Below are 20,181 nucleotides of genomic sequence, written 5' to 3'. Positions count from 1 at the left end.
CGACGCCGCTAGCGCAGCGTCGCAAACGTCATGGAGAAGGGGCCTAGTGTAAACTTCCAATATGGATATTGTACTGTATGCCCTCACTGCGCTCCTGTACGGCGGTCTCGCCGTCGCGGGCTGGCGCGCGCACCGCCAGGCGGCCGTGCGGCCCATGCTCGAAAGCGTGTCGCCCGTTTCGTCCGCGGCGCCGCTGCCGGCGGGCGGCGGGCGAGGGCTGTCGTCGGACGCATCCGCGGGCATGTCGATGACGACGCGCATCGTGCTGCTCGTCGCGCTGCTCGCACACGGCGTGCTGCTGCACACGACGATCTTCCCGCACGACGCGATGGTGTTCGGTTTCGCGTTCGCGCTCTCCGCGATGTTCTGGCTCGGGGCGGGCATCTACTGGATAGAGAGTTTCTTCTTTCCGCTCGACGGCTTGCGCCTGCTCGTGCTGCCGCTGGCTTGCGTCGCGTCGCTGCTGCCGCTGCTGTTCAGCGGCGTGCACGTGCTGTCGTACGCGGCCGATCCGCTCTTCAAGCTGCACTTCCTGATCGCGAACGTCGCGTACGGTCTCTTCGTGATCGCGGCGCTGCATGCGGTGCTGATGCTGCTCGTCGAGCGACGTCTGCATGCGATGCGCGGCGGCACGCTCGCGCGGCAAGGCGCCGCAGCCGCGAACGGTTGGCTGTCGAGCTGGCTCGATACGCTGCCGCCGCTGCTCACGCTGGAGACGCTGCTGTTCCGTCTGATCGGCGCGGGCTTCGTGCTGCTCACGCTGACGCTGCTCTCGGGCATCCTGTTCAACGAACAGCTCGCCGATCGCGCGTTGCAGCTCGATCACAAGACCGTGTTCGCGATTCTCTCGTGGATCATGTTCGGCGCGCTGCTGACGGCGCGCAAAGTGTCCGGCTGGCGCGGGCGCGCGGCATTGCGCTGGGTGCTCGCGTCGTTCGTTGCGCTGCTGCTCGCGTATGTCGGCAGCCGTTTTGTCTTTGAGGTGCTGTTGCACCGTCCTGTGGTCTGAGTGTCATGCGACAAATTTTTCTGCTGATCCTGTTGTTCATCGTCGGCCAGTGGCTGGTGAAGGCGCTGCGCCGCGCCGATGCGTCGCGCACGGGCGCGGGCGATCACGCGGGTGCCGATGCGCACGCGGGCGCGCGCAGCCACGGTCACGCGAGCGGCAAACCTGCGGGCCAGCTCGCCGAGCCGATGATCCGCTGCGTCGAATGTGGCGTGCACGCGCCGAAGAGCGATTCCGTCATGGTCGAAGGGCAGACGTTCTGCTCGCACGATCACGCGAAGCGCTACGCCGCGCGTCCTGCGGGCCGCAACGCGCGATGACGGCAGGCACTGCCGCGCGTTTCACCGTCGATGCAAACGGCTGGGTCAACGAAGCGCACAAGCTGCCGTCGCCGAATTTCGAGGCGCGCCCGAACGGCGCGCGTCCCACGCTGATCGTCGTTCACAACATCAGCCTGCCGCCGAACGAATTCGGCGGCACGGGCATCACCGATCTCTTCCTCAACCTGCTCGACTGCGACGCGCATCCGTACTACGACGCGCATCTGCGCGACGTGCGCGTGTCCGCGCATTTCGTGATCCGTCGCGACGGCACGCTGGAGCAATACGTATCGTGCGACGAGCGCGCGTGGCATGCGGGCGCGTCGAACTTCTTCGGCCGCGAACGCTGCAACGACTTCTCGATCGGCATCGAGCTCGAAGGCAGCGACACGACGCCGTTCGAAGCGGCCCAATACGAGACGCTCGCGCCGCTCGTGCGGGCGCTCGCCGCGCACTATGCGATCGACGCGCTCGCCGGTCACGCCGACGTCGCGCCCGGCCGCAAGACCGATCCCGGTCCGCATTTCGACTGGCCGCGTTTGCAACGCGATACGGCACTCGCCGATCCGTACTTCCCCTATCTGCATCCGTCGTCGCGCGCGCCGATAACGTCGTAAGCACGTCACTTCGCGTTCGTACGATGCCGCGCCGACAGCGCGAGATCGCTGTGTTCCGCCGTCGCCTTCATCCGGCGCGGGCTACCCAAAAGTCAATACCGTCTGACCAAATAAAACAATTTGCGATAGCCGTTCAGTACACTATACTTCGTGCCGTAATGCAGTCGATGCACTATATCTTGTGTTGATCAGGCGGCGCCCCGCTCCAGGAGCATGGCGCCGTCAGCATTCCCGGCATTGAAAAAACTTGATGCGGCGCAGTCGGTAGAGAGAGCCGGCGCGCCCGCAGCTTCGAAGAAAAGGGCGCAGTCAGTGATCGCGACACACATGATGAAGACGTACGTCCCGACGGATCTGTCGCATCCGGCCACTCTGTTTTACGGTTCCCGCTACCTCTTTTCTTTTGCCCCATCGCATGCGTCCGGGGTGGCGCAGCGTTTGTACTAACCGCGGATCACTCCGCACCATTCCAAGACCAGGAGCTTTGCACATGCAAACGACCGACAACGTGACGACCCGGTTCGAGGGCGCACCCACTGGCCGCCCCGTCGAAGGGCTCGCACAGGGCGCCCAGGCGCTCGCGCCGCAGACGGGCTACGCCGACTACAAGGTGATCCGTCGCAACGGCAGCGTGGTGTCGTTCGAGCCGTCGAAAATCGCCATCGCGGTGACGAAGGCGTTTCTGGCCGTCAACGGTGGTCAGGGCGCGGCGTCGGCGCGCGTTCGCGAGCTGGTCGAGCAGCTCACGCAGAACGTCGTGCGCGCGCTCGTGCGCAGCCGTCCGAATGGCGGCACGTTCCATATCGAAGACATTCAGGATCAGGTCGAACTCGCGCTGATGCGCACGGGCGAGCACAACGTCGCGCGCGCCTACGTGCTGTATCGCGAGAAGCGCAGTCAGGAGCGCGGTCACGAGGCCGAGGCACCCGCAGGCGCGCCGGGTCTGAACGTGACCGACAACGGCATCACGCGTCCGCTCGATCTGCCGGCGCTGCGCGGCCTGATCGAATCGGCGTGCGCGAACCTGGGCGATGCGGTGAACGCGGACCCGATCGTCGCCGAGACGGTGAAGAACCTGTACGACGGCGTGCCGATGAGCCAGGTCTACGACTCGGCCATCCTCGCTGCGCGCACGATGATCGAGAAGGACCCGGCGTACAGCCAGGTCACGTCCCGCATCCTGCTGCACACGATTCGCCGCGAGATTCTCGAAGAGGAAGTCACGCAAGCCGAAATGGCCGGCCGCTATGCCGAGTACTTCCCGCTCTTCATCAAGCGCGGCGTGCAAGCCGAGCTGCTCGACGACAAGCTGCTGCAGTTCGACCTGAAGCGTCTCGGCGCCGCGCTCGACGCGGACCGCGACCTGCAGTTCGGCTACCTCGGCCTGCAGACGCTCTATGACCGCTACTTCCTGCACGTCGACGGCACGCGCATCGAAATGCCCCAGGCATTCTTTATGCGTGTCGCGATGGGCCTCTCGCTGAACGAGATCGACCGCGAAGCGCGCGCGATCGAGTTCTACAACGTGCTGTCGAGCTTCGACTTCATGTCGTCGACGCCGACGCTGTTCAACTCGGGCACGCGTCGCTCGCAGCTGTCGTCGTGCTATCTGACGACGGTCGACGACGACCTCGACGGCATCTACGAAGCGCTGAAGGAAAACGCGCTGCTGTCGAAGTTCGCTGGCGGTCTCGGCAACGACTGGACGCGCGTGCGCGCGCTCGGCTCGCACATCAAGGGCACCAACGGCAAGTCGCAAGGCGTCGTGCCGTTCCTGAAGGTCGTCAACGATACGGCTGTCGCCGTGAACCAGGGCGGCAAGCGCAAGGGCGCGGTGTGCGCGTACCTGGAATCGTGGCACCTCGACATCGAAGAATTCCTCGAGCTGCGCAAGAACACGGGTGACGACCGTCGCCGCACGCACGACATGAACACGGCGAACTGGATTCCCGACCTGTTCATGAAGCGCGTGCTCGAAGGCGGCGACTGGACGCTGTTCTCGCCGTCCACCTGCCCGGACCTGCACGACAAGTTCGGCGCCGAGTTCGAAGCCGCTTACACGGCTTACGAAGACAAGGTCGCGCGCGGCGAGATCAAGCTGTTCAAGAAGATTCCGGCGGCGCAGCTGTGGCGCAAGATGCTCGGCATGCTGTTCGAAACGGGCCATCCGTGGATCACGTTCAAGGACCCGTGCAATGTGCGCTCGCCGCAACAGCACGTCGGCGTCGTCCACTCGTCGAACCTGTGCACGGAAATCACGCTGAACACGAGCGACACCGAAATCGCCGTCTGCAACCTGGGCTCGGTGAACCTCGTCGCGCACCTGAAGGAGCAGGCCGATGGCACGCTCGCGCTCGACCACGACAAGCTCAAGCGCACGGTCAGCGTCGCGATGCGCATGCTCGACAACGTCATCGACATCAACTACTACGCGGTCGCGAAAGCACGTAACTCGAACCTGAAGCATCGCCCCGTCGGCATGGGCATCATGGGTTTCCAGGACTGCCTGCACGTGCTGCGCACGCCGTACGCGTCGCAGGAAGCCGTCGAGTTCGCCGACCGTTCGATGGAGGCCGTCTGCTACTACGCGTACTGGGCGTCGACGGAACTGGCGGAAGAGCGCGGCCGCTACTCGACCTACCGCGGCTCGCTGTGGGATCGCGGCATCCTCCCGCAGGACACGTTGAAGCTGCTCGCCGACGCACGCGGCGGCTACGTCGAAGTGGATTCGAGCGAATCGATGGACTGGGCGTCGCTGCGTTCGCGCATCGCCACGCACGGCATGCGCAACTCGAACTGCGTCGCGATCGCGCCGACGGCGACGATCTCGAACATCATCGGCGTGTCTGCATGTATCGAGCCGACGTTCCAGAACCTGTACGTGAAGTCGAACCTGTCGGGCGAATTCACGGTGGTGAACGACTACCTCGTGCGTGACCTGAAGGCACGCGGCCTGTGGGACGAAGTGATGGTCGCCGACCTGAAGTACTTCGACGGCTCGCTGTCGCGCATCGACCGCGTGCCGGCCGACCTGCGCGCGATCTACGCGACCGCGTTCGAAGTCGATGCAACGTGGCTGGTCGAAGCGGCGTCGCGCCGTCAGAAGTGGATCGACCAGGCGCAGTCGCTGAACATCTACATGGCGGGTGCGTCGGGCAAGAAGCTCGACGAGGTCTACAAGCTCGCATGGCTGCGCGGCCTGAAGACGACGTACTACCTCCGCACGATGGCGGCGACGCACGTCGAGAAGTCGACGGTCGCGCACGGCGCGCTGAACGCAGTGCCGTCGGGCGACGGTGGCCAAGGCGGCGCAGCGGGTGGATTCGGTGTCGGTGGCGGTGCGGCTTCGTCGGGCGTGACGGGCGGCTTCCAGGCATCGGCGGCGGCAGCGAAGGCAGTGCCCGCAGCGGCAACCGAAGCAGCACCCGAAGCAGCACCCGAAGCGGACGGTCCCGTTTGCATGATGCGTCCGGGCGACCCTGGCTTCGAAGAGTGCGAAGCCTGCCAGTAAGCACGCGCAGTCAGCAGGCAGTACAGCCATCAGCAGCAAGCGGCGGCAAGCAGTAACCCGCCGCCGGTCCTCGCCGGCGGCGCGCAGAAAGAGATGGGCGGCGCAGGCAGGACGCGGCGCTCATTGCGAAGCGAAGTCGCTCACACGTAAGAGGTCGAGCAAGACTTCGGGCAGGACTCGGCGCAAGACTCCGATCACGCGCCGCGCAAGCAGAAGCCGATGCGCTTCGAGCGAGCGTGACGCACGAGAGCCGACGTTCGAGCAGCACTTCGATCAGGCGATTCATCGCGCAGTTTGCCCGGCGATGTGCCGGGGCAGTCAGTCAGACGAAGCAACGAGGAACATCACGTGCTACACGTCAGTTGATGGCTGCGAGGAAACACGAAGCCGCAAGCAGAATGAAGTACGCGAAGCAGCGGACGAACAGGCGGTGCATCACATGCCCGACATGCTTCGACAGAACATCGCGACGTGTACGAAGACGCAATCGTTTCGAAGCCGAAGCAACGCACACGCATCGCTGAAGCAACGCTCTTTCGATCATGCATCGCGCTGCATCGACACACGTTTCGATCGACTCGCGTCGAGTGACCTTCACAGACTCACGAACAAAGTGTTGTATGAAGGTCGCAACGCGATTCGAAAACAGGATTTTTCATGAGCGGACCCTTTTAACGCTCGTGAAAAGATGGTACAAACCGATCTAAATTGATGGTGACATTTATGCTCAACTGGGATGACGAGATCACTGCCGTAACTCCCTCGAGTGCTACGCAACCGAACGTGTTGCGCAACGCTGAGGGAACGGCCGTCGGTTCGCAAGTGCAAACGCGTTCCGCTCATCAAGCTCCCTCGGCTCAACAGGTCTTCGCGAACGACATCGCAATCGCACCGCCGGCACAAACGAATGCGCCGGCCGTCGCTCCCGAAGCACGCGTGAATGTCGCCGACAAGCGCATCATCAACGGCCAGACTGACGTCAATCAGCTGGTGCCGTTCAAGTACAAGTGGGCGTGGGAGAAGTATCTGTCCGGCTGCGCGAACCACTGGATGCCGCAGGAAATCAACATGTCCCGCGACATCGCGCTCTGGAAAGATCCGAACGGGCTGACGGAAGACGAGCGCCGCATCGTCAAGCGCAACCTCGGCTTCTTCGTGACGGCCGACTCGCTCGCGGCGAACAACATCGTCCTCGGCACGTATCGTCACATCACGGCGCCCGAATGCCGCCAGTTCCTGCTGCGCCAGGCGTTCGAAGAGGCGATCCACACGCACGCCTACCAGTACATCGTCGAGTCGCTCGGTCTCGACGAAGGTGAAATCTTCAACGCGTATCACGAAGTTACATCGATCCGCGACAAAGACGAATTCCTGATTCCGTTCATCCACACGCTGACCGACCCGGCCTTCAAGACGGGCACGCTCGAAGCAGACCAGAAGCTGCTCAAGTCGCTGATCGTGTTCGCGTGCGTGATGGAAGGGCTGTTCTTCTACGTCGGCTTTACCCAGATCCTGGCGCTCGGCCGCCAGAACAAAATGACGGGCGCGGCGGAACAGTACCAATACATCCTGCGCGACGAGTCGATGCACTGCAATTTCGGCATCGACCTGATCAACCAGATCAAACTCGAAAACCCGCATCTGTGGACGCCGGAGTTCCGCGCGGAGATCCGCGAGATCTTCAGGCATGCGGTCGACCTCGAATATCGCTACGCAGAAGACACGATGCCGCGCGGGGTGCTCGGCCTCAATGCGTCGATGTTCAAGAGCTATCTGCGCTTCATCTGCAACCGCCGTTGCCAGCAGATCGGCATCGATGCGCTGTTCCCGAACGAGGAAAACCCGTTCCCGTGGATGAGCGAGATGATCGACCTGAAGAAGGAACGCAATTTCTTCGAGACTCGGGTTATCGAATATCAGACCGGCGGCGCGCTGTCCTGGGAGTAACCCAACGCGTCGCGTATGTATTTGATGGGGTTGCCGCCGGCTGTGCCGCGGCAAGTTTGATGAGGAGCATGACCGCCTGATGCAGAGCGTGCCCGGTGCGCCGCGGAATGCCGCGACCCATAAAGATTACAGGCACTTTGCGAACCCTTCAGTGGGATGGGCAAACTTCCCCCCGGAAAAAGCCGTCCGCGCGAAAGCGAGCGGCTCGATCAAACGATTGCCGGCATCGACATCCGATGCCGACTGGACTTGGCGCGCTGTGCCCGATGGCACGGCGCGCCTTACCGTATTCATTAGCGTAAGCGCGCTGGAGCTGCGTACGCCGATGAATAGCCCGCTTCGCAGTGGCCGCCGTGAGAAGCGTCCGCGGGAAGCGGGTTTTGACGAAGGGTGTAGTTTGAACTGACTCTCATCTGAAACCTGAAGGAGAAAATGATGGCACTCGCCAAGAAGAAGCCGGCAGCCAAGAAGGCTGCAGCAAAGAAGGTCGTTGCGAAGAAGGCGGCTCCCGCCAAGAAGGCAGCACCGGCGAAGAAGGCCGCTGTGAAGAAGGTTGCTGCGAAGAAAGTCGCCGTGAAGAAGGTTGCTGCGAAGAAGGCAGCACCGGCGAAGAAGGCCGCTGCGAAGAAGGTCGCGGCGAAGAAGGTTGCAGCGAAGAAAGTCGCCGTGAAGAAGGTTGCTGCGAAGAAGGCAGCACCGGCGAAGAAGGCTGCTGCAAAGAAGGTCGCAGCGAAGAAGGTCGCAGCGAAGAAGGTCGCAGCAAAGAAGGTTGCAGCGAAGAAAGTCGCCGTGAAGAAGGTTGCTGCGAAGAAGGCAGCACCGGCGAAGAAGGCCGCTGCGAAGAAGGCGCCTGCTAAGAAGGCTGCCGCCAAAAAGGCTGCGCCTGCCAAGAAGGCTGCCGCGAAGAAGGCCGCTGCCCCTGCGAAGAAGGCTGCTCCTGCGAAGAAGGCAGTTGCGAAGAAGGCAGCACCTGCTCCCGCTGCGCCCGCTGCTTCGACGGCGCCGGCTGCTACGGTCAAGACGGCGTTGAACCCGGCTGCAGCATGGCCGTTCCCGACGGGCAGCCGTCCGTAAGAGCTGATGTCGCAACGGACGCATCCAGCATGCGTCCGGCGATTGAGTAGGGCTACTCAATCAACCTGATCCCGCCGCCGGGCAACTGGCGGCGGGATTTTTTCGTCTGGTGCCCGTCCAGACTCGTCGTGCGCTTCGCGCCGGCGGCGATGCGATAGGCTCGCGCACGGACAATGCCTGTCGAAGGATGCGCTGCTCGCAACTCATGCGGCGATGCGCAAACGCGGAGGCAAAAAAAAACGCATGCACAGGGGAGCACATGCGTGTGAGGTTGCCGTCACGGCGCGAGAGCGCGCCGCTGGCAGGGAAATGGATTGCGTCTGCGGGAACGCGTCAGTGGGTCACGCGGGTCACGCCGCCGCTCGACAGCAGACGCACGCGCTCGCCGGCGCTGAAGATTTCGCCTGTTGCGCTTTGCGTGATCGCGCGCATGTCGCCGTTGTCGAGGCGCACCGTGATCTCGACGCCGTCGCGCATCGCGGTGCTGTTCTCGATCGTGTTGCCTGCCACGGCGCCCGCCAGCCCGCCGACGATGCCCGTCAGGATCGAGCCACGGCCGCCGCCGATCGCGCTGCCCGCCACCGCGCCGAGCGCGCCGCCGCCCACTGCGCCGATGCCGCTCGGCTGACCGTTGTTCGTGCTGATCTTCACGGCACGCACGCTGTCGACGATGCCCATGCGTACGGTCTCTTCACGTTGCGCCTGCGATGACGTGTAGACGTCGGCGGAACTGCTGTTGTACGCGCAGCCCGTCACGGCGAGCGAACTGACGATCACCGCGCCCAGTATCAGGCGGCCCAAAGTACGACTTGTTGTTTTCATTCCCTTGACTCCAGACGGGCTCGCTTATTCGAGCCCTCAAACGCGACCGGTCAGGCGCGGCGTATGCTCGTCACGCGCCTTCAGGCAGTTCATACCCGAATGCCTGTTTGAACCGGTCGTTGATCTCCGCGCGCGAAGGCGCATAGTTTTGCGGCCCCTGATGTTCGATCTTGAGCGCGCCCATCAGGCTCGCGAGACGGCCCGTGGTTGCCCAGCCGAGACCCTTCTCGATACCGTGCAGCAGGCCGCCCCGGAAGGCATCGCCGCAACCCGTGGGGTCCAGCACCTGCTTTGCCTTGACGGCCGGAATCTCTTCGATGCCGCCCGAGTGGTGAATCTGCGCTCCGTGTTCGCCGCGCGTCACGATCAGCGCATCGACACGGCTTGCGATCTCTTCGATCGACCAGCCCGTCTTGTTGCTCACGAGCGCGGCTTCGTAGTCATTGACTGCCACGTAGGTGGCAAGTTCAATCATGCGGCGCAGCGACGCGCCGTCGAACAGCGGCAGTCCCTGGCCCGGATCAAAGATGAACGGAGTGCCTGCCGCCGCGAACTGTTCGGAGTGCTGGATCATGCCGTCGAAGCCGTCCGGCGCGACGATGCCGAGCTTCACGCCCGGCTGGTCGGCGCGGTTCAGGTGCGACTGCATCATCGCGCCCGGGTGGAACGCGGTGATCTGATTGTTCTCGAGGTCGGTCGTGATCATCGCCTGCGCCGAGTACGTGTCGGGCAGCACGCGCACGTGCTCCTTCGAGAGGCCGAGCGTGTCGAGGCGATCGATGTACAACTGCGCGTCGACGGCGCCGAGCGTTGCCATGATACGCGCGTCGCCGCCGAGCAGATGCAGCGAGTACGCGATATTGCCCGCGCAGCCGCCGAATTCGCGACGCATTGTCGGCACGAGGAAGCTGACGTTCAGGATGTGGACCTGTTCCGGCAGGATGTGCTCCCGAAAGCGCCCTTCGAAGGTCATGATGTTGTCGTAGGCGAGCGAGCCGCAAATCAGCGTAGCCAAGGCGAGCGTTCCTATAAGAAGTATCGGTGTCGGAAGAAAATGGGCGCGACGATGTGACAGCGCCGCGCCCGGACGATGCGGGAGCGGCGCTGTGTCGACGCAAGCGTGAAGCTTACTTCAGCGCGGCGAGCGCTGCGTCGTAGTTCGGTTCGTTCTTGATTTCGCCGACGAGCTCTGCGTGCACGACTTTATCGTTCTCATCGAGGACGACGACGGCGCGCGCCGTCAGGCCCGTCAGCGGGCCGCTCGTCACGTCGACGCCGTACGCTTGCGCGAACTCGTGGCCGCGGAACGTCGAGGCCGTCACGACGTTTTCGATCCCTTCCGTCGTGCAGAAGCGCGAAGCGGCGAACGGCAGATCACCCGACACGACGATCACGGCCGTGTTGTTCAGCTTGGCGGCTGCTTCGTTGAACTTGCGCGTCGAGGTTGCGCAGGTCGGCGTGTCGAGACTCGGGACGATGTTCAGCACCTTGCGCTTGCCGGCGAAGTCGGCGAGCGAGAGCGGCTTCAGATCCTTGCCGACGAGCGTGAAGGCAGGTGCCTTCTGGCCGACGGACGGGAAGGTGCCAGCGACTTCGATCGGGTTGCCACCCAGCGTGACTTGACTCATGTTGTGCTCCGAAGATTCGTCAGGGATTGACGGGATGCGCGCCCGGTTCGTGCCGGACGCGCGGGTGTAACCTGCTCGCGCCGCAGAGATATCCGTTACGGATAGAAGATCTGCACGCGGAAATTCGAGGCGACGGTATTGCCGGTGTCGAGGCGCACGATCATCGTCTGCGTCGTGCGGGCGGGCAGGCCCGCCGCAATCGGCGTGCCGGGCTTTACGTAGTCTTGCGGCCACAGCACGCGCCGCACGGCGACGTTGTTGTTCTCGTCGAGCAGCGTCAGCTCGACGGCGGGATAGGCGAGCGCGATGTCGAAGCGGTTGCGCAGCGGCATCCTCAGTTCGAGCTTGTGCGGTCCGTCGATCTGGCGCAGATCGGACGGCTCGACCAGCAGGCCATCGATATCGCGCGGCGGTCCGACCTTGCAGCCGAGGTTCGCGCAAGCCTTCACGAAGAGCGACTGCGAATCGGGCCACGCGACCATCACCGATTCGCGTTGCCACCATGCGAGCTGCGCGAGCAGCAAGACGGCCAGCACGCCGATCGCGACTCCGCCGACGGCCTGCCACACGACGCGGCGCGAGTCTTGTCCGAGCGGCTCGCGTCGGACGGCGAATGCATCGTCGTCATCGTCGGGCGTGGACGCGAACGGCTTGCGCGCGCTCCCGCCGAAGCGCGGTTCGTAATCGTGTTCTTCCGCAGGCGACCCGAAGTGAGGCTCGCGATCCCGACGATCGTCGGCGGGCGGCGCGGCGGCGCTCTCATCGGGGTCGAAGAGGGGTTTGTGCCGCTTGTCGCGAAGCGGCTCGTACAGCCCCTCGTGCAAGGTTTCGTGCAGCGGTTCGTGCAATGGCTCGTGCAACGATGCGTCGGCTTCGGTTTTTGCTGCGCCCGCTGTACCGGCATCGGGTGTGTGTGCCGATTCGCGCGCGGGCTCCGCTGCGCGCCACGTATGCGGCGGCGGCTCTGCGATTTCCTGTTCGAGCACGCGCTCGGGCGAGGCTTCGAAGCTCGGTTCGGCCTTCGGCTGAGCTTGCGCGGCGGCTGAGGGCTCGGTCTTCGGCTGAGCTTGCGCGGCGGCTGACGGCTCGGCCTTCGGCTGAGCTTGCGCGGCGGCTGACGGCTCGGCCTTCGGTTGCGTTTGCGTGGAGACTGACGGTTCTGTCTTCGGCTGAGCTTGCGCGGCGACTGAGGGCTCTGTCTTCGGCTGAGCTTGCGCGGCGGCTGAGGGCTCGGCCTTCGGCTGAGCTTGCGCGGCGATCGACGGCTCGACCTTCGGCTGAGCTCCCTCCTCGGCAGCCGGCGCGGCCTTCTGCTCGACGGGCGCTTCGACATGCGGCTCGACCGCTTTGCGTGCGGTCGCCTTTTCCGCATCGGGCGTCGCGTCGGTCAGCTCGAGCGTCAGAGGCGGCTGAGCGGAACTCGGAATCGTGACGGGCTTGAGCGGAATCGTCGATGCGTTGTGGCGAATGCGTCCGTCGATCGACGCGTCGGGCGACGGGGCCCACGGGTTCCACGCTTCCGCGCGGAAATCGGGCGAGCTGGCGGCCGCTGCGTCGTGTTCCGGCGTCGAGCCTTTGGCTTCGACGGACACTTCATCGACTTGCGCTTGCGCCGCGGCGTGACCGGCCGGCGCTTTTTCGTGTCGTGCTGCCTCGTCGCTCGCAAGCGGCTTTGCAGCATGCTCGCCGATGGCTTCTGCCGGATGCGCAGCGGTGCGTTCTATCGTGGCTTCCGCGACGTGTGGCGAAGCGGATTCCACGGCGTGCATGCCGGCATCTTTGGCCGGCTGCTCGATGCGACCCGCATTGGTATCGGCGGGCGCAGCGGGTTCGGCAGCAGGAGCGGTTCCTTCACGCGCGGGCGCTTGCCCGCCATTGGCGAGTTTATCGAGCGTGTACGCGGTGACATCGTCGATCGACACGCGCTTCGCTTTGTCGACGCTCGTGCCGTTGGTCACATCAAAGAGATTGTTCGATGCATCGAACACTTCGTGGCAATGGCCACAACGAACGAGACCGCGGCGCAGCGTGAGCTGCTCCGGCTGGAGTTTGAAGGCAGTTTTACAGAAGGGACAGCGTGTCGCTAGAAGCATATTGAGCCGATTGACCGGTTAGCCGTTAAGGGGCCGGAAGCAGACAGATATGCCTTATTCTAATGGCTTTCGCGGCGAGTACCTGCAAGGCAGACCCAGCCCTCGTGTTCACGCCATACGTCGATGTCGATCCATTGCCGATAGATCTGCGCGACCTCTTCGGCCTGGCGCGCGAGAATGCCCGACAGCGCAATGCGTCCGCCCGGCTTCACCTTCGACGACAGCATCGACGCCATCAGTTTCAGCGGATTCGACAGAATATTCGCCACGACGATGTCGAACTCGCTCGCGGGGCAATCGTCGGGCAAGCCGTAGGTGACGTCGGCGTGATTGCGCTCGCTGTTGTGGCGCGCCGACTCGACCGCTTGCGGATCGATGTCGATGCCGATCACCGGGTCCGCGCCGCATTTCTTCGCGAGAATCGCGAGGATGCCCGAGCCGCAGCCATAGTCGAGCACCGACTCGCCTTTCTTCACCGACTGCTCGAGCCACTCCATGCACAGACGCGTCGTCGGGTGGCTTCCCGTGCCGAACGCGAGGCCCGGATCGAGTTCGAGCACGAGCGCATCGGGATCGGGTGCGGCGTGCCATGACGGCACGACCCAGATGCGCTCGCCGATCGGAATCGGATCGAACTGCGATTGCGTGAGGCGCACCCAGTCCTGTTCCTCGACTTCGCGCACGCTGAACGACGGCGTATCGGCGAGACCGAGTTCGTTCGCGGCGGCCGCGAGCAGCACCGCCGGCTCGTGTTCGGGTGCGAGCAGGGCGATCACGCGCGAATGCGTCCACGCGGTGCGCTCCGGCGTGAGACCGGGCTCGCCGAAAAGCGGCTGCTCGTCGGGCGTATCGGCATCCGCGTCTTCGACGGACACCGACAGCGCGCCCAGTTCGAGCAGCGCATCCGACAACGCTTCCGCGTGTTCGCGCGCGAGTTCGACGATCAGTTCCCGGTAGCTCATTGCTTACGCTTCTTCCGGTGCGGCCTGCAGCTTCGCGGCCAGCCGGTTTTCGAGGTAATGGATGCTGGTGCCGCCTTCGACGAACTTCGCGTCGAGCATCAGTTCGCGATGCAGCGGAATGTTGGTCTGAATGCCTTCGACCACCATTTCCGACAGCGCGATGCGCATCCGGCTGATCGCCTGTTCGCGCGTCGCGCCGTAAGCGATCAGCTTGCCGATCATCGAATCATAGTTCGGCGGAACGAAATAGCCGTTGTACGCATGCGAATCGACGCGAATACCGGGGCCGCCCGGCATATGCCACGACGTCAGACGCCCCGGCGAAGGAATGAACTTGAACGGATCTTCGGCGTTGATACGGCACTCGATCGCGTGTCCGCGGAACTGGATGTCGCGTTGGCGCAGCGCGAGCTTTTCGCCGGCAGCGATGCGGATCTGTTCCTGGACGATGTCGATGCCCGTGATCAGTTCGGTGACGGGATGCTCGACCTGCACGCGCGTGTTCATTTCGATGAAGTAGAACTCGCCGTTCTCGTACAGGAATTCGAACGTGCCCGCGCCGAGGTAGCCCATCTTCTTGCACGCGTCCGCGCAGCGGTCGCCGATGCGCTCGATCAGGCGTCGCGCGATGCCGGGCGCCGGCGCTTCCTCGATCACCTTCTGGTGACGGCGCTGCATCGAGCAGTCGCGCTCGCCGAGCCAGAGCGCGTTCTTGAACGAATCGGCGAGCACCTGGATTTCGATGTGCCGCGGGTTCTCCAGGTATTTCTCCATGTAGACCTGCGGATTGCCGAACGCACGGCCGGCTTCTTCGCGCGTCATGTTGACGGCGTTGACGAGCGCCGCTTCCGTGTGCACGACGCGCATGCCGCGGCCGCCGCCGCCGCCCGCCGCCTTGATGATCACCGGATAGCCGATCGCGCGCGCAATCTTCACGATTTCCTTCGGATCATCCGGCAATGCGCCTTCCGAACCGGGCACGCACGGCACGCCCGTCTTGATCATCGTCTGCTTTGCCGTGACCTTGTCGCCCATCAGGCGAATCGTGTCGGGGCGCGGGCCGATGAACACGAAGCCCGATTGCTCGACGCGCTCGGCGAAGTCGGCGTTCTCGGAGAGGAAGCCGTAGCCGGGGTGAATCGCTTCGGCGTCCGTGACTTCCGCCGCGCTGATGAGCGCGGGCATGTTCAGGTAGCTCAGGTTCGACGGCGCCGGTCCGATGCAGACCGCCTCGTCGGCGAGCTTCACGTATTTGGCTTCCTTGTCGGCTTCGGAATAGACGACGACCGTCTTGACGCCGAGCTCGCGGCACGCGCGCTGAATACGGAGCGCGATTTCGCCGCGATTGGCAATGAGGATTTTTTCAAACATAGCGGATATTCGACTCATCAATGGGCGCCGCGTGCGGGTTGCGCAGTTGCTTCCAGAAGCGCGGCTGCCACAGAGGATCGGTGGCGCGCCCGAAGAAGGAGGGCGCGCGGATGGCGTGTGGCTAAAAAGCGCCGCGTCAGCCGATCACGAAGAGCGGCTGGCCATATTCGACTGCCTGCCCGTTCTCGACGAGGATTTCCTTGATGACGCCAGCCTGATCCGACTCGATTTCGTTCAGCAGCTTCATCGCTTCGATGATGCAGATCGTCTGGCCTTCCTTGACGGCATCGCCTACCTGCACGAACGGATCTGCGCCCGGCGACGGCGCGCGATAGAACGTACCGACCATCGGCGAAGTCACGACGTGGCCCTGCGGCGCAGCGGCGGCCGGCGTGGCCGGGCCCGCGACGGCGGGCGCTTCCGAGTGAACGCCAGGCGCGGACGCCGTCGCCGGGAATTGCGGCGCGAAGTTGCCGGGTTGCTGGACGTAAACCGGCGGCGCGTTCTTGACGATGCGCACCTTGCCTTCGCCCTCGGTCACTTCGAGCTCGGAAATGCCGGACTCGGAGACGAGGTCGATCAGAGTCTTCAGTTTACGTAGATCCATGGGCTTCCCCTTTCAATGCGTGAAGCGCCGGCGGGATGCCGCCGGCGCTGAATTCGTGTTTTGGGTTGTCAGTCGCGCGACGTCCCGGCTGTCTGAACGGACAACCGGTCGAGCGCGTATTCGAGTGCGTACAGATAACCCTTCCAGCCGAGGCCGCAAATCACGCCCTCTGCCTGGTCGGAGAAATACGAGTGATGCCTGAACGGTTCTCGACGATGCACGTTCGACAGATGAATCTCGACGAACGGGATGCCGACGCCCGCTAGTGCGTCCCGGATCGCCACGCTCGTATGCGTGTACGCGGCGGGATTAATCACGATGAAATCGGTCTTCTCGGTCCGGGCGGCCTGGATGCGATCGACGAGTGCGCCTTCGTGATTGCTCTGGAAGGTGGCCAGTTCGACGCCGGCGTCCGCTGCGCGGTCGGCGAGCGCCTGATCGATCTGCGGGAGCGTGACGCGGCCGTACACCTCAGGTTCCCGGGTGCCGAGAAGATTGAGATTGGGGCCGTGCAGAACCAGCAGTCGCGTCATGGTCGCTTCGTTTTCCGTGGAATTGGCCGCACTTTAGCGCTGATTAGAGAAATTTGTCTAGTTTCTCGAGCACCCGCGACGATCCGGCGCCTTTCCGCGATAGCCGCAACTAGCCGAACTTCTGACAATTCCGTCGGAATGTCGGGCAATCTGGAGCCAAACGTTCTCAATTAAACGTCAATAAGTTGTCGACGTCATAGCGCGTCAAGCGTCCGTTTCAGCTCGTCGGGCTTGACCTGTCCTAATTTTGTCGACCGTACGACCCCTTTTGCGTCAATTACGACGGTGTAAGGCAAACCGCCCGCGTTGTTGCCGAATGCGCGGGCGAGATCGGCGCCTCCGAAGCCGGCGACGAAAATCGGGTAGTCAACGGGGACTTTCTGAAGGAACGCCTTCACGTTTTTGTCGGAGTCGACGCCGAGCCCGACGAACTCGACGCCTTTCTTCGCGTATTCCTTATGCAACTGCGACAGCGACGGCATCTCCTCGACACACGGTCCGCACCATGACGCCCAGAAGTTGACGACGACGGGACGACCCTTGAATCCGGCAAGCGACTGCGGCTTGCCGTCCGCGTTCGTGACTTTCGCCGACCACAGCTGGTTGACGGCATTGCTGCTGTCGGCGGGCGCGGCGTTCGCGACGCCCGCAAGGTCGTTGCTGCCGACGAACCAGTGGCTCGCCACCGCTCCTCCCGCCGTTGCGACGACGGCCACCGCCGCGATTGCCAGAATGCGCTTCATATATAGAGAGGGTGTCAGTTAGGGGAAGGGCGAGCCGTCGCTCTCGTCGATCAGCGCCTGCACTGCGCGAACGTCGGCCCTTGCGAGCCGGCCGCGTGCGTCGGCGCGCACCGCGCCGCGCAGGTCGTCTGTGCTGTACAGCGCGACGTGGATGCCCACCGGTTCGGCGTCCCGTCCTTCATCCGCCGGGCGCCACAGAAAGCTCAATGTTTCGACGTATCCACGCCCCGCAAAGTGCCGCGTTTCGGAAACGTCGTACTGCACATTCGTATTCAGCAGGTAGATGGCGACTTCCTTCGGATTGTCGCAAAACGCCTGCAGATGTATGTCGGAATGCTCGCCGGCCGTTCCGCCCAGCACGGCGCCCGTCAGATAAGGATTGAACGGCGCAAGCCGCTGCATCCAGTCCAGCGCGATTTCTCTCAGGCGGCGCAGCACGGCCGGCTGGCTGTCGCCCTGAAACAGCGACTGGTATTCGCGGATTTCTTCCTCGATCTGGTCGTTATCCGGCAGCCATTCGCCCGCGACGCGCGTTTCCCCGACGACCTGCCGCGCAGCCTTGCGCTTGGCCGTCGAGTAATCGAGACCGTCTTCGGCGATCATTCTCGCAGCCGCGATCGCGATTTCCTCGCGCACGCGCTGCGGATCGAAGTGTGATTTGCGAACCATCCGTCAATGATACTAGAGAAAACCCGATGGCCTTTTTGCGCGCGCCGGCGCCGCGCAAGGGTTTGAAGCCGTGTTCGGCGGCGTTTCGGAAAGCTCGCGCGACCGGGAACGGGCGAGCCTGTCGGTTACAATAGGCGTCCTTTGCCGCGAGGGCTTTCCGGCCCCTTGCGCGCACCTTCTTCCACGCAAAACACGCTCTGCGGCGCGACAGCTTTTATGCACATTCACATCCTCGGCATCTGCGGCACGTTCATGGGCGGTCTCGCGGTTCTCGCGCGCAACGCCGGGCACACGGTGACGGGTTGCGACGCCGGTGTCTACCCGCCGATGAGCACGCAGCTCGAGGCGCAAGGCATCAAGCTGATCGAAGGCTGGGGCGTCGAGCAGCTCGACCTGAAGCCCGATCTCTTCGTGGTCGGCAACGTGGTGACGCGCGGCAATCCGCTGATGGAAGAAATCCTGAATCGCGGACTGCCGTACACGTCCGGGCCGCAGTGGCTCGGCGAGCATGTGCTGAACGGCAAATGGGTGCTGGCCGTGGCGGGAACGCACGGCAAGACGACCACGACGTCGATGCTGACGTGGCTGCTGGAAGACGCGGGCATGAATCCGGGCTTTCTGATCGGCGGGGTGCCGTTGAATTTCGGCGTGTCGGCGCGGCTGACCGATTCGAGCTTCTTTGTGATCGAAGCCGACGAGTACGACACGGCGTTCTTCGACAAGCGCTCGAAGTTCGTCCATTACCGGCCGCGCACGGCGATCCTGAACAACCTGGAATTCGATCACGCGGACATCTTCCCTGATCTCGCGGCGATCGAAACGCAATTCCACCATCTCGTGCGCACGGTGCCCGGTATCGGCCGCATCGTGTCGAACGGCCGCGAAGACGCGCTCGAACGCGTGCTGACGCGCGGCTGCTGGAGCGAAGTGGAACGCTTCGGCGTCGAAGGCGGCTGGCAGGCGCTGCCCGCTGAAGACGGTGTCGCCGTCGATGAACGCTTCGCCGTCTATCACGGCGGCGAGCGCGTCGGCGTGGTCGACTGGCAGGTGCAGGGCGAGCACAACCGGATGAACGCGATCGCCGCGATCGCCGCCGCGCGCCACATCGGCGTGCCGCCCGTGCAGGCCGCGAAGTCGCTGTCGACCTTCCGCAACGTGAAGCGCCGGATGGAAGTGCGCGGCAGCGTCGACGGCGTGACCGTCTACGACGATTTCGCGCATCATCCGACGGCGATCGAGACAACGATCGCCGGCCTGCGCACGCGCGTGGGCCGCGGCGAAAGCGGAAAACACATCCGCATTCTCGCTGTGCTGGAGCCGCGCTCGAACACGATGAAACTCGGCGTGATGAAGGCGCAACTGCCGTCGAGCCTCGCAGACGCCGACCTCGTGTTCGGCTACGGCGCGCCGGCGGGCAAGGACGCGCTCGGCTGGAATCTCGCCGAAGCGCTCGCGCCGATGGGCGGCAAGGCGCAGGCGTTCAGCGACATCGACGCGCTGGTCAAAGCCATCGTCGCGGCGGCGCAGCCCGGCGATCACGTGCTCGTGATGAGCAACGGCGGCTTCGGCGGCGTCCACCAGAAGCTGCTCGATGCGCTGTCGGCACGCCCGGCGGAGCAGGCGCGGGGCGTCGCGTGATTCTCTATCTGCACGGTTTCCGCTCGTCGCCCAATTCGTTCAAGGCGCGCGTGATGGCCGGGCGGCTTGCCGCGCTCGGCCGCGGCGCCGAATGGTGCTGTCCGATGCTGCCCGTGTCGCCGCTCGAAACCGTGGCGCTCGTCGAAGAACGGGTCGCGGCGGCCAGGCCGTCGCACGTGACGTTGATCGGCAGCTCGCTTGGCGGCTATTTCGCGACGCATCTCGCCGAAAAGCACGGTTGGCGCGCGGTGCTGCTGAACCCCGCCGTCGTGCCGCAGCGCGACCTGAGCCACTATCTCGGCGAGCAGCCGTTGTGGCACGGCGGCGGCAGCATCGTCGTCGAGCAGCATCATCTGGACGAATTGCGCGCGCTCGGCGTTGCGTCGGTCACGCGCCCCGAACGCTATTATCTGATTGCCGCCACCGGCGACGAAGTGCTCGATTACCGCGAAATGCTCGCGCACTATCCCGGCGTGCGGACGAAACTGATCGAAGGCAGCGACCACGCGATCAGCGAGTTTCCCGATTATGTCGACGACGTGCTCGCGTTTTGCGACGCCGCCGACGCCGAGCCGCCCGCGCCAAGCGAGGCGGCATGATCCGATGATCCGCAAACGGTGCGCGCCGGCCGGCACGCGCG

19 protein-coding genes are annotated in these 20,181 nt (G+C 64.0%); 9 read left to right on the top strand and 10 right to left on the bottom strand.

What is annotated here, in order from left to right; translation table 11 throughout:
* Positions 1 to 61: 61 nt before the first annotated feature.
* The 7 genes from VSR68_RS34855 (at position 62) to VSR68_RS34825 (ending at position 8,475) form a co-directional block, all read left to right on the top strand.
* The gene (locus VSR68_RS34855; protein WP_342944105.1) at positions 62 to 1,009 is read left to right on the top strand and encodes a cytochrome C assembly family protein; all 948 of its coding nucleotides are present in this window, start codon (positions 62 to 64) and stop codon (positions 1,007 to 1,009) included.
* Positions 1,010 to 1,014: 5 nt separating this feature from the next.
* Positions 1,015 to 1,326, top strand: a complete 312-nt coding sequence (locus VSR68_RS34850; protein WP_342944104.1) for a PP0621 family protein — start codon at positions 1,015 to 1,017, stop codon at positions 1,324 to 1,326.
* The gene (gene ampD, locus VSR68_RS34845) at positions 1,323 to 1,943 is read left to right on the top strand and encodes a 1,6-anhydro-N-acetylmuramyl-L-alanine amidase AmpD (RefSeq protein ID WP_342944103.1); all 621 of its coding nucleotides are present in this window, start codon (positions 1,323 to 1,325) and stop codon (positions 1,941 to 1,943) included. The genes VSR68_RS34850 and ampD overlap by 4 nt, the downstream gene beginning before the upstream one ends.
* A 490-nt stretch (positions 1,944 to 2,433) precedes the next feature.
* Positions 2,434 to 5,454 (top strand): ribonucleoside-diphosphate reductase subunit alpha, encoded by a 3,021-nt coding sequence (locus VSR68_RS34840; protein ID WP_342944102.1) that lies wholly within the window; start codon positions 2,434 to 2,436, stop codon positions 5,452 to 5,454.
* Positions 5,455 to 6,177: 723 nt separating this feature from the next.
* Complete coding sequence (locus VSR68_RS34835) at positions 6,178 to 7,401, top strand: ribonucleotide-diphosphate reductase subunit beta (protein WP_090868600.1); 1,224 nt, start codon at positions 6,178 to 6,180, stop codon at positions 7,399 to 7,401.
* A 79-nt stretch (positions 7,402 to 7,480) separates the two neighbouring features.
* Entirely contained in the window at positions 7,481 to 7,807 is a 327-nt protein-coding gene (locus VSR68_RS34830) for a hypothetical protein (RefSeq protein WP_090868439.1), read from the top strand.
* A 29-nt stretch (positions 7,808 to 7,836) separates the two neighbouring features.
* Complete coding sequence (locus VSR68_RS34825) at positions 7,837 to 8,475, top strand: histone H1-like DNA-binding protein (RefSeq protein ID WP_342944117.1); 639 nt, start codon at positions 7,837 to 7,839, stop codon at positions 8,473 to 8,475.
* A 333-nt stretch (positions 8,476 to 8,808) separates the two neighbouring features.
* Here the strand turns inward: VSR68_RS34825 and VSR68_RS34820 are convergent, their stop codons facing one another.
* The 10 genes from VSR68_RS34820 to VSR68_RS34770 form a co-directional block, all read right to left on the bottom strand.
* Entirely contained in the window at positions 8,809 to 9,297 is a 489-nt protein-coding gene (locus tag VSR68_RS34820; RefSeq protein WP_342944101.1) for a glycine zipper 2TM domain-containing protein, read from the bottom strand.
* 70 nt (positions 9,298 to 9,367) lie between these two features.
* Positions 9,368 to 10,312 carry a carbohydrate kinase family protein gene (locus tag VSR68_RS34815; RefSeq protein WP_342944100.1) on the bottom strand — a complete coding sequence of 315 codons (945 nt, stop codon included), beginning with the start codon at positions 10,310 to 10,312 and terminating at the stop codon, positions 9,368 to 9,370.
* Between the two features lie 112 nt (positions 10,313 to 10,424).
* A complete protein-coding gene (gene tpx, locus VSR68_RS34810; RefSeq protein ID WP_152755309.1) occupies positions 10,425 to 10,925 on the bottom strand; it encodes a thiol peroxidase in 501 nt (166 codons plus the stop codon).
* A gap of 95 nt (positions 10,926 to 11,020) precedes the next feature.
* Positions 11,021 to 13,018, bottom strand: coding sequence for a DUF3426 domain-containing protein (locus VSR68_RS34805; protein WP_428983662.1), 1,998 nt, complete (start codon positions 13,016 to 13,018; stop codon positions 11,021 to 11,023).
* A gap of 59 nt (positions 13,019 to 13,077) precedes the next feature.
* Complete coding sequence (gene prmA, locus VSR68_RS34795; protein WP_342944099.1) at positions 13,078 to 13,980, bottom strand: 50S ribosomal protein L11 methyltransferase; 903 nt, start codon at positions 13,978 to 13,980, stop codon at positions 13,078 to 13,080.
* A 3-nt stretch (positions 13,981 to 13,983) separates the two neighbouring features.
* Complete coding sequence (gene accC, locus VSR68_RS34790) at positions 13,984 to 15,351, bottom strand: acetyl-CoA carboxylase biotin carboxylase subunit (protein ID WP_087735195.1); 1,368 nt, start codon at positions 15,349 to 15,351, stop codon at positions 13,984 to 13,986.
* Positions 15,352 to 15,487: 136 nt separating this feature from the next.
* Positions 15,488 to 15,958, bottom strand: a complete 471-nt coding sequence (gene accB / locus VSR68_RS34785; protein WP_090868451.1) for an acetyl-CoA carboxylase biotin carboxyl carrier protein — start codon at positions 15,956 to 15,958, stop codon at positions 15,488 to 15,490.
* A gap of 68 nt (positions 15,959 to 16,026) precedes the next feature.
* The gene (aroQ, locus tag VSR68_RS34780) at positions 16,027 to 16,491 is read right to left on the bottom strand and encodes a type II 3-dehydroquinate dehydratase (protein ID WP_342944098.1); all 465 of its coding nucleotides are present in this window, start codon (positions 16,489 to 16,491) and stop codon (positions 16,027 to 16,029) included.
* 194 nt (positions 16,492 to 16,685) lie between these two features.
* A complete protein-coding gene (locus VSR68_RS34775) occupies positions 16,686 to 17,234 on the bottom strand; it encodes a TlpA disulfide reductase family protein (RefSeq protein WP_342944097.1) in 549 nt (182 codons plus the stop codon).
* An 18-nt stretch (positions 17,235 to 17,252) separates the two neighbouring features.
* Positions 17,253 to 17,903 (bottom strand): UDP-N-acetylmuramate--alanine ligase, encoded by a 651-nt coding sequence (locus VSR68_RS34770; protein WP_342944096.1) that lies wholly within the window; start codon positions 17,901 to 17,903, stop codon positions 17,253 to 17,255.
* A gap of 216 nt (positions 17,904 to 18,119) precedes the next feature.
* Here VSR68_RS34770 and mpl point away from each other — a divergent pair, with 216 nt between their 5' ends.
* Complete coding sequence (gene mpl, locus VSR68_RS34765) at positions 18,120 to 19,541, top strand: UDP-N-acetylmuramate:L-alanyl-gamma-D-glutamyl-meso-diaminopimelate ligase (protein ID WP_342944095.1); 1,422 nt, start codon at positions 18,120 to 18,122, stop codon at positions 19,539 to 19,541.
* The gene (locus VSR68_RS34760; protein ID WP_342944094.1) at positions 19,538 to 20,140 is read left to right on the top strand and encodes a YqiA/YcfP family alpha/beta fold hydrolase; all 603 of its coding nucleotides are present in this window, start codon (positions 19,538 to 19,540) and stop codon (positions 20,138 to 20,140) included. Before mpl ends, VSR68_RS34760 begins: the two co-directional genes overlap by 4 nt.
* Positions 20,141 to 20,181: the final 41 nt, after the last annotated feature.

Source organism: Paraburkholderia phymatum (assembly GCF_038900715.1).
Taxonomy (GTDB): domain Bacteria; phylum Pseudomonadota; class Gammaproteobacteria; order Burkholderiales; family Burkholderiaceae; genus Paraburkholderia; species Paraburkholderia phymatum_A.
Note: the sequence above shows the minus strand (reverse complement) of the source record. Positions and strands in the feature narration are given on the sequence as shown.

Bases quoted from the DNA above. Each gene is read 5' to 3' on its own strand.
- VSR68_RS34770 (WP_342944096.1), bottom strand. From the start codon at position 17,903: ATGGTTCGCAAATCACACTTCGATCCGCAGCGCGTGCGCGAGGAAATC.
- accB (WP_090868451.1), bottom strand. From the start codon at position 15,958: ATGGATCTACGTAAACTGAAGACTCTGATCGACCTCGTCTCCGAGTCC.
- aroQ (WP_342944098.1), bottom strand. From the start codon at position 16,491: ATGACGCGACTGCTGGTTCTGCACGGCCCCAATCTCAATCTTCTCGGC.
- VSR68_RS34855 (WP_342944105.1), top strand. From the start codon at position 62: ATGGATATTGTACTGTATGCCCTCACTGCGCTCCTGTACGGCGGTCTC.
- VSR68_RS34830 (WP_090868439.1), top strand. From the start codon at position 7,481: ATGCAGAGCGTGCCCGGTGCGCCGCGGAATGCCGCGACCCATAAAGAT.
- VSR68_RS34835 (WP_090868600.1), top strand. From the start codon at position 6,178: ATGCTCAACTGGGATGACGAGATCACTGCCGTAACTCCCTCGAGTGCT.
- VSR68_RS34820 (WP_342944101.1), bottom strand. From the start codon at position 9,297: ATGAAAACAACAAGTCGTACTTTGGGCCGCCTGATACTGGGCGCGGTG.
- VSR68_RS34840 (WP_342944102.1), top strand. From the start codon at position 2,434: ATGCAAACGACCGACAACGTGACGACCCGGTTCGAGGGCGCACCCACT.
- VSR68_RS34825 (WP_342944117.1), top strand. From the start codon at position 7,837: ATGGCACTCGCCAAGAAGAAGCCGGCAGCCAAGAAGGCTGCAGCAAAG.
- VSR68_RS34805 (WP_428983662.1), bottom strand. From the start codon at position 13,018: ATGCTTCTAGCGACACGCTGTCCCTTCTGTAAAACTGCCTTCAAACTC.
- mpl (WP_342944095.1), top strand. From the start codon at position 18,120: ATGCACATTCACATCCTCGGCATCTGCGGCACGTTCATGGGCGGTCTC.
- ampD (WP_342944103.1), top strand. From the start codon at position 1,323: ATGACGGCAGGCACTGCCGCGCGTTTCACCGTCGATGCAAACGGCTGG.
- VSR68_RS34775 (WP_342944097.1), bottom strand. From the start codon at position 17,234: ATGAAGCGCATTCTGGCAATCGCGGCGGTGGCCGTCGTCGCAACGGCG.
- prmA (WP_342944099.1), bottom strand. From the start codon at position 13,980: ATGAGCTACCGGGAACTGATCGTCGAACTCGCGCGCGAACACGCGGAA.
- VSR68_RS34850 (WP_342944104.1), top strand. From the start codon at position 1,015: ATGCGACAAATTTTTCTGCTGATCCTGTTGTTCATCGTCGGCCAGTGG.
- accC (WP_087735195.1), bottom strand. From the start codon at position 15,351: ATGTTTGAAAAAATCCTCATTGCCAATCGCGGCGAAATCGCGCTCCGT.
- tpx (WP_152755309.1), bottom strand. From the start codon at position 10,925: ATGAGTCAAGTCACGCTGGGTGGCAACCCGATCGAAGTCGCTGGCACC.